The sequence below is a fragment of the Micromonospora sp. NPDC003944 genome, assembly GCF_053605225.1.
This window is the reverse complement of the sequence record NZ_JBSGIV010000124.1, coordinates 1-7,831: the sequence shown is the minus strand read 5'-3', so window position 1 is coordinate 7,831 and position 7,831 is coordinate 1. Positions and strand designations below refer to the sequence as shown.

The 7,831-nt window shown below is 69.7% G+C and carries 7 protein-coding genes; 5 read left to right on the top strand and 2 right to left on the bottom strand.

All coding sequences use genetic code 11. The features are described from left to right. Positions 1 to 281, top strand: a 281-nt coding sequence (locus ACWER9_RS31450; protein ID WP_452305266.1) for an FAD-dependent oxidoreductase, incomplete at its 5' end; no start/stop codon positions are given. 97 nt (positions 282 to 378) lie between these two features. Here ACWER9_RS31450 and ACWER9_RS31445 read toward each other — a convergent pair. Together ACWER9_RS31445 and ACWER9_RS31440 are read right to left on the bottom strand one after the other, a co-directional pair. Continuing rightward, a complete protein-coding gene (locus ACWER9_RS31445) occupies positions 379 to 2,604 on the bottom strand; it encodes a discoidin domain-containing protein (protein WP_452305265.1) in 2,226 nt (741 codons plus the stop codon). A gap of 450 nt (positions 2,605 to 3,054) precedes the next feature. Beyond that, complete coding sequence (locus tag ACWER9_RS31440; protein WP_452305264.1) at positions 3,055 to 4,257, bottom strand: ROK family protein; 1,203 nt, start codon at positions 4,255 to 4,257, stop codon at positions 3,055 to 3,057. Positions 4,258 to 4,492: 235 nt separating this feature from the next. Between ACWER9_RS31440 and ACWER9_RS31435 the strand changes: the two genes are divergently transcribed. The 4 genes from ACWER9_RS31435 to ACWER9_RS31420 all read left to right on the top strand — a co-directional run. Then, positions 4,493 to 5,791, top strand: a complete 1,299-nt coding sequence (locus tag ACWER9_RS31435; RefSeq protein WP_452305263.1) for an ABC transporter substrate-binding protein — start codon at positions 4,493 to 4,495, stop codon at positions 5,789 to 5,791. 70 nt (positions 5,792 to 5,861) lie between these two features. Beyond that, on the top strand, positions 5,862 to 6,854 hold the full coding sequence (locus tag ACWER9_RS31430) for a carbohydrate ABC transporter permease (protein ID WP_452305262.1): 993 nt from the start codon (positions 5,862 to 5,864) through the stop codon (positions 6,852 to 6,854). Continuing rightward, positions 6,847 to 7,686 carry a carbohydrate ABC transporter permease gene (locus tag ACWER9_RS31425; protein WP_452305261.1) on the top strand — a complete coding sequence of 280 codons (840 nt, stop codon included), beginning with the start codon at positions 6,847 to 6,849 and terminating at the stop codon, positions 7,684 to 7,686. Before ACWER9_RS31430 ends, ACWER9_RS31425 begins: the two co-directional genes overlap by 8 nt. After that, the coding region (locus ACWER9_RS31420; RefSeq protein WP_452305267.1) for a family 1 glycosylhydrolase at positions 7,683 to 7,831 on the top strand (149 nt) is incomplete at its 3' end. The genes ACWER9_RS31425 and ACWER9_RS31420, both read left to right, overlap by 4 nt.

Genomic DNA, 7,831 nt, shown 5'->3' with positions numbered 1-7,831 from the left:
TGGAGGCGTTCGCCGGCGTGGTCGGGCCGCGCGCCGAAGACCCGGTGGACCTCATCGAGTACGACTGGTCGGCCCAGGAGTGGACCCGGGGCTGCTTCTCCGGTGCGCTGACCCCGGGCGCGTGGCGGACGTACGGTCCGCACCTGCGGCCGCCGGTGGGGCGGGTGTACTGGGCGGGCACCGAGACGGCCACCCGGTGGAGCGGTTATCTGGAGGGCGCGGTGCGCGCCGGTGAGCGGGCAGCGGCCGAGGTGCTTGCCGGTGCAGCGGCACGACCGTAGCCGGCCCGGTCTCGGCGGGACCGGGCCGGCCTCGGCCCTGGGTGCTGCCCGGCCGACCCGGTCCGATGAGACGACCGGGCCGACGCGGGCGCCCCGGTCAGGGGTAGGTGGTCAGGTACACCGTCTGGTTGGCCGTGTTCGCGGTCCCACCGGCGTTGTTGATCACCCGATTGATGGTGCCGACGCCACCGAGCGAGACGGTGACCATGTTCGTGAAGCGCACGTTCGAGTTGACGGGCACCTCGAAGGACCGCTCCTCGACCACTGCGGGGTTGACGTTGAAGTAGCTGTAGCTGCCCAGCCCGAACGCCTGGTGGCTGGTCACCGAATCGGCCACCTTGTACGCGGCGTAGCCCCGCGTCGACCCGTTCATCCAGGCCGCCTGGTTCGGCACGTCGTACGGCAGCTCGTTCTGGTAGAAGTAGGTCCGCCCGCCGTTGCCGTTCCAGATGGTCTGGTACTTCTGGTAGTGCTCGACGAAGAGGCCGTACATGGTGACGTTGTCGCCGTTGACGGTGAGCCCGGTGTCGGCGGTGTTCAGCGTCCACCCGGTCGGTACGCCGCTCGCGGCGTGGTCGGCCCGCCACAGCCACATGTGGTCGCCGATCACGTTGTCGCTGTTGACGGTCAGCGTGTTGGTGGCCTTGCCGATGTGCGGGCCGCCGATGCGGAAGAACACGTCGTGCAGCGAGGTCGGGTTCGAGGCGTGACTCGCGGACGAACCGGACGGCCCGACCTCCATCAGCACCGGCGAGTTGGTCGTGCCGGCCTCGAACATGATGCCGGCGACCTTGACGCCGTCCACGTCGGCCACCCGCATCCCGACGGTGCCGTTGTCGGCCTGGATGGTGGCCAGGCCCAGACCGAGGATCACCGTGTCGGCCCGGTTGACCTGGATCGGCTCGGTGATGCGGTGCACGCCCGGGGTGAAGAGCAGGTGCTTGCCCTGGGAGAGAGCCGTGTTGATGGTGGCGGCGCTGGTGCCGGGCTGGACGACGAAGAACTGCGACAGCGACAGGGACGAACCGGCCGGGGTCTTGTTGTACCAGCTGGTGCCGGTGGAGTTGGTGCGCAGCGCGGGCACGAACACCCGGTACTCGCCGCTGCCGGTCACGTAGAGGAACGGCTTCTCCCGGACCTGCGGGGTCTGGGCGATGACGGTGTGCGACGGGTTGGGGAAGCTCGGCGCCGGCGCGCCGTTGACGCCCTGGAAGACCATGTTCCACACCGAGCCGGTCCAGCCGTTGCCGAACTCGCTGTTGCGGGAGTACCACTGCTGCTGCGAGCCGGAGACGACCAGGCCGTCGATGCGGGTGTCGGCCAGCAGACCGCCGCTGGACCAGCCGTCGCCACCGTTCCAGAGCTGGATCTGGTTCTGCGCGCCGCGCAGGTGCATCCGCCGGTACGGCGCGGCCTGGGACACCGCCCACCGCTCCACCGTCTGCCCGGCGGGCAGGGTGACCGAGAGGTTCTCGGCGGCCCGCCAGAAGTTCTGGGTGGCGTTGCCGCCGAACCAGAACGCCTCGGTACGGACGTGGCCGTTGAGGTTGACGTCGTCCGGGCTCATGCCGAGACCGGCGACCTGGGTGAAGAAGCCGAGGTTGACGTCGGCGGTGTAGGTGCCCGGCTTGAACAGCACGGCGTAGCGCTGCGGACCGAACTGGTTGGTCTCCTGCTGCGTGAACAGGGTGTTCAGTCGACTCTGGATCGTCGACGTCGGCGTGCTCGGGTCGAAGACGAACGTGTTCGACCCGAGGTTGGGGTTGTACGGGTCGGTGGGCGTCACCGGGGGCTCGTTGGTGCCGCCGCCGGTCTCGCCGTAGACCTGGAACTCCCAGAGCGAGTAGCCGTAGCCGGTGCCCCGGGTGGTGCCGTACATGCGGACGTAGCGGCCGGCGCCGGAGACGGTGAGGTTCTGGGTGCCGCCGGTGCTGGTGGTGGTCGAGTAGATCGTGGTCCAGGTGGAACCGTTGTCGGAGGTCTGGAGCTGGAAGGCCCGGCCGTAGGCGCCCTCCCAGAGCAGGTTGACCTGGGTGATGGTGGCACGGGCGCCCAGGTCGACCTGGAGCCACTGGGGGTCGCTGAACGCGCTGGACCAGCGGGTGCCGGTGTTGCCGTCGACAGCGGCGGCGGCGGGGGTTCCGCCGTTCTCGGTGGACGAGGCGGTGGCCGTACGGCCCTGGGACAGCAGGACGGGGGCGGCCTGCGCGGGTGTCGTGGCTCCGGCCGGGGTGAGCGTCGCGACCAGGGCCACGGTGAGCCCGACGAGCAGGTGCCGCACGACCCGGGGACGCGGGCGTACGGATGTAGCGCGAGATGTCATGACATCGCCTGTCGATAGGGGGTTACGGACTGCCGCAGGGTGGAGGGATCGGCTCGCCCGTAGCGCCGGGGGTGGTGCCGCCGAGGCGACGCCGCGGGATGGAGAGCGCTCTCGTAGGAGTGTTGCGGCGAGATTGCGGCGGCGTCAAGACATCGATCTATAACTTCGTTATTTATCCCGAGAGCCGGGTTTTGCGTAATTCTCGATCCTCCACGCCGGTCACGCGCCGCCCCGACCAAGCGCCAGTCGACTTCCCGCGAGGCCGGTCCCTCCTGGGGCGATCCGAAACCGAGTCGATCACCGCAAGATCGACACAGCTTCGGTGATGTTGCTGCCTCAAGCCGGCCTGAGGCAGCAACATCCGGGATGTTGCGCGGATCTTGCGGGCAGGGACGGGCGTGGGCGGGGGGTGGGGGCGAGGGGTGCGGGGGGTGCGGGGGGGCCGGGGGGTCAGGTTCGGCGGACGCCACCCTCGGTGAGGAAGCGGGCGATGGGGAGGGTGGCCGCCCCCAGCGCCACGGCGTCGACCCCGAGCCGGCACAGTTCGATCGACGCCTGGTCGTAGGGTTGGCGTAGCGCCTGCCGGCCGGCGGCCTCCCGAACGGCCGGCAACAGGTCACCGAGGGCCATCGCCGCCCAGCCGCCGAGGACCACACGCTCGGGGTTGAACAGGTTGATCAGGTTGGCCACCCCGGCGCCGAGGTAGCCGGCGGTGTCGTCCAGGACCCGTCGGGCGGTGGCAGAGGTCTCGGCGGCGGCGACCAGCGCGGCGATCTGGGACTCCTCGTCCTCGCCCGGCACCGCTCGACCCCGGCGGGCCTCCCGGTAGCGGTCGATGATCGCCTCGGCTCCCACGTACGCCTCGAGGCAGCCCCGCGCGCCGCACCGGCAGGCGCGGCCGCCGTACACCAGGGTGGTGTGCCCCCACTCCCCCGCGCTGCTGGACGCGCCCCGGTAGGTGGCCCCGTTGGTGACCACCGACGCGCCGACCCCGGAGCCGACGAGCGCGAAGACGGCGTGCCGGGCGCCCCGGCCGGCGCCGAACCACATCTCGGCCTGGCCGAGGGTCTTCGCGCCGTTGTCGATGTGCAGCGGCAGGTCGGTGCCGGCGCCGATCAGACGTTCCAGCGGCACCCGGTCCCAACCGAGGGCCTGGGCGTGCACGACGGCCTCGGTGCCCTGCTCGACCACACCGGAGACGCCGATGCCGACGCCGAGGACGTCGCCGGCCGCCACCCCGGCCTGGGCGGTGACCGCGTCGATGCCGGCCAGCACGTGCCCGGCCACCAGGTCGGGCTCGGTGCGGGCCGGGTCGAGCGGGTACTCGACGCTGGCCAGCAGGGTCATCGCGAAGTCGAACAGCTCGACCCGGACCCGGGTCTCGCCGACGTCCACGCCGACCACGAAGGCGAAACGGGGCGCGATCCGCAGCAGCATGCTGGGCCGGCCGCCGTCGGACTCGGCGGCGCCGGCCTCGGCGACCAGCCCCTCGTCGATCAGGTCGGCCACCACGTTGCTGACCGCGGGTTGACTCAGCCCGGTGCTGCGCACCAGGTCCTGCCGGGTGAGCGGGCCGTCCAGGAAGAGCTTGGTCAGCAGGGCGGACCTGTTACGCAGCCGCACGCTGCGGTTGGTGGCACGCGCCAGCTCCACTCGTCACCTCGTTCCCGTCGGCCGTTCGAGGCGACTGTAACCGCCTCGTGCTTGACGACCCACCGACCAGCAACTTTAATGACGACATAAATTAAGCCGTGATGTAACTCCCGGGAAACGCCGACGGACCCCGACGGCGCACCCCCGAACCCTGTCCGCAGCCGACCTTCGTCACCCGACCCCTATCGGTGACGAAGGCCGGCGGACCCCCACCACGCACCGGAAGGGCTGACCCGTGTCGAGACGACACCTCGGGATATTCACCGCCGCCGTACTGGCGGCCGCCTCGCTGACCGCCTGCGGTGGCTCCGGCGACGACTCCGCCGCCTCACCCAAGACGCTCACCTACTGGGCCAGCAACCAGGGCGCCAGCCTGGAGGCCGACAAGACCATCCTCCAGCCGGAGCTGGACAAGTTCGAGAAGCAGACCGGGATCAAGGTCACCGTCGAGGTGGTCCCCTGGTCGGACCTGCTCAACCGCCTGCTGGCCGCCGCCACCTCGGGCAAGGGCCCGGACGTGGTCAACATCGGCAACACCTGGTCGGCCTCGCTACAGGCCACCGGCGCGCTCGTCGAGTTCGACGACGCCACCCTCCAGGCCGTCGGCGGCAAGGACCGGATCGTGCCCGCCGCGCTCGCCGCCGCCGGCGCCCCCGGCAAGCCGCCGGCCGCCGTGCCGCTCTACTCCATGGCGTACAGCCTGTACTACAACAAGAAGATGTTCGCCGACGCGGGCATCACCGCGCCGCCGACGACCTGGGAGCAGGTCGTCGAGTACGGCAAGAAGCTCAGCACCGGCGGCAAGTGGGGCCTGGCGATCGAGGGGGCCAACCCGTCGGAGAACGCGCACCATGCCTTCACCTTCAGCCAGCAGTACGGCGGTGAGTGGTTCGACTCGGCCGGCAAGCCGACCTTCGACACCCCGCAGAACGTGTCGGCCATCAAGCGGTACATCGACTTCATGGCCGCCGACAAGATCACCAACCCGAGCAACGCCGAGTACGCGCAGAACCAGTCGGTCTCCGACTTCGCCAACGGCAAGGCCGCCATGCTGCTCTGGCAGTCCGCCGGCTCGAACCTGAAGACGCAGAACATGGCCGCCGACGCGTACGGGGTGGCCCCGGTGCCGTTCCTGGCCAGCCCGCCGGCCGGTGGCAAGAAGGTCAACAGCATGGTCGCCGGGATCAACATGGCGGTCTTCAAGCACACCAAGAACAAGGACGGCGCGCTGAACTTCGTCAAGTTCATGACGAGCGACGAGGAGCAGACGCTCCTCAACAAGACGTACGGCTCGCTGCCGGCGGTCAAGACCGCGGGCTCCGACCCGGCGTTCAGCGCCCCGGAGCAGAAGACGATCCAGGAGACCCTGGTCACCACCGCGGCCCCGCTGCCGCAGGTGCCCGAGGAGAGCACCTTCGAGACCCTGGTCGGCACCGCGATGAAGGAGCTGTTCGCGGACGCGGCAAGCGGCAAGCCGGTCACCGAGGCCTCGGTGAAGGCGAAGCTGACCGACGCGCAGCAGAAGATGCGCTGACCCAGGCGTCACCGGTGGCCGTGGTCGGGTGCTGAGCCCGACCACGGCCACCGACTCCGAGAGGACCCCGATGGCTACCAGCACCACCGCGCCGGACGCTGCCCGGCGCGAACCCCGGGCCGGGTCACCGGCACGAGGGCCGGCCCGCCGGCCCCGCGGCCCGCGCCGCTCACTCCTGCCCTACCTGCTGCTCGCCCCGGCCATCGTGCTGGAACTCGCCATCCACGTGATCCCGATGGTGGTCGGCGTCTGGATGAGCATGCTGGAGCTGACCCAGTTCCACATCCGCGACTGGTCGACCGCGCCCTTCGTGGGGTGGGAGAACTACCGGGCGACGCTCGACCTGAACAGCGCCGCCGGCAAGGAACTGCTGCACTCGTTCTGGGTCACCCTTGCCTACAGCGTGCTCTCGGTCGGCTTCGCCTGGCTGCTCGGCATCTCGGCGGCGGTCGTGCTGCAACGCCCGTTCCGGGGGCGGGCGATCCTGCGGGCGCTCTTCCTCACCCCGTACGCCCTGCCGGTCTACGCCGCGGTGATCACCTGGAGCTTCCTGCTGCAACGCGACACCGGCCTGGTCAACCACGTGCTCGTCGACCAGCTCGGGCTGCTGGGCGAGCGCCCGTTCTGGTTGATCGGCGACAACAGCTTCTGGTCGCTGCTGGTGGTGTCGGTGTGGCGCAACTGGCCCTTCGCCTTCCTGTGCCTGATGGCCGGGCTGCAGAACGTCCCCGGCGAGCTGTACGAGGCCGCCGCGATCGACGGCGCCGGGTTCTGGCGTCGGCTGCGCTCGGTCACCCTGCCCATGCTGCGGCCGGTCAACCTGGTGCTGCTGCTGGTGCTGTTCCTGTGGACGTTCAACGACTTCAACACCCCGTTCGTGCTCTTCGGCGGCTCCGCCCCGGAGCAGGCCGACCTCATCTCCATCCACATCTACCGCAGCTCGTTCAAGACCTGGGACTTCGGCTCCGGGTCGGCGATGTCGGTGGCGCTGCTGCTGTTCCTGATGATCGTGTCGGCCGCGTACCTGCTGATCACCAACCGTCGGAGGGACGACCATGCGTGAATCCGCCGGTGAGCGCTGGGGCCGGCGCATCGTGCTGACCCTGCTCACCCTCTTCGTCGTCATCCCGCTCTACGTGATGGTCACCTCGGCGGCGAAGCCGTTGCAGGACGTGCAGAACGGTTTCACCTGGTGGCCCAGCCGGCCCACCCTGCAACCATTCGTCGACATGTGGTCCACCGTGCCGCTGGCCCGCTACCTGGTGAACAGCCTGGTGGTGTCGAGCATCGCGGCGGTCTGCTCGGTCGCGATCGCCATCTTCGCCGCGTTCGCGGTCAGCCGGTACCGCTTCCGTGGCCGGGGCGTCTTCACGGTGACGGTGCTGTCCACCCAGATGTTCCCCGGCATCCTGTTCCTGCTGCCGCTGTTCCTCATCTACGTCAACCTGGGCAACGCCACCGGCATCGAGCTGTACGCCAGCCGTACCGGCCTGGTCATTACCTACCTGACGTTCTCGCTGCCGTTCTCGATCTGGATGCTCGTCGGTTACTTCGACTCGATCCCCCGAGGTCTGGACGAGGCGGCGCAGGTCGACGGCGCCGGGCCGCTGCGCACCCTGTTCCAGGTCATCCTGCCGGCCGCCGTGCCCGGCGTCGTCGCGGTCACCGTGTACGCGTTCATGACCGCCTGGGGTGAGGTGCTGTTCGCGTCGGTGATGACCGACGAGGGCAGCCGCACCCTGGCCGTGGGCCTGCAGGGCTACTCCACCCAGTTCAACGTCTACTGGAACCAGATCATGGCCGCCTCGCTTGTGGTCAGCATCCCGGTCGTCGTCGGGTTCCTGGCCCTGCAGCGGTACTTCGTCGCCGGCCTCACCGCCGGCGCTGTCAAGTGAGTCATCCGATCCCAGAGGAGAACCATCCCGTGCCCGACCTGTCCAAGCTGCCACCCGACTTCCTCTGGGGCGTCGCCACGGCGGCGTACCAGATCGAGGGGGCCGGCGACGTCGAACGCCGGGCGCCGACCAACAGGGACACCAT

Coding starts and splice junctions, on each gene's coding strand:
- ACWER9_RS31445 (WP_452305265.1), bottom strand. CDS start 2,604: ATGACATCTCGCGCTACATCCGTACGCCCGCGTCCCCGGGTCGTGCGG.
- ACWER9_RS31430 (WP_452305262.1), top strand. CDS start 5,862: ATGGCTACCAGCACCACCGCGCCGGACGCTGCCCGGCGCGAACCCCGG.
- ACWER9_RS31425 (WP_452305261.1), top strand. CDS start 6,847: ATGCGTGAATCCGCCGGTGAGCGCTGGGGCCGGCGCATCGTGCTGACC.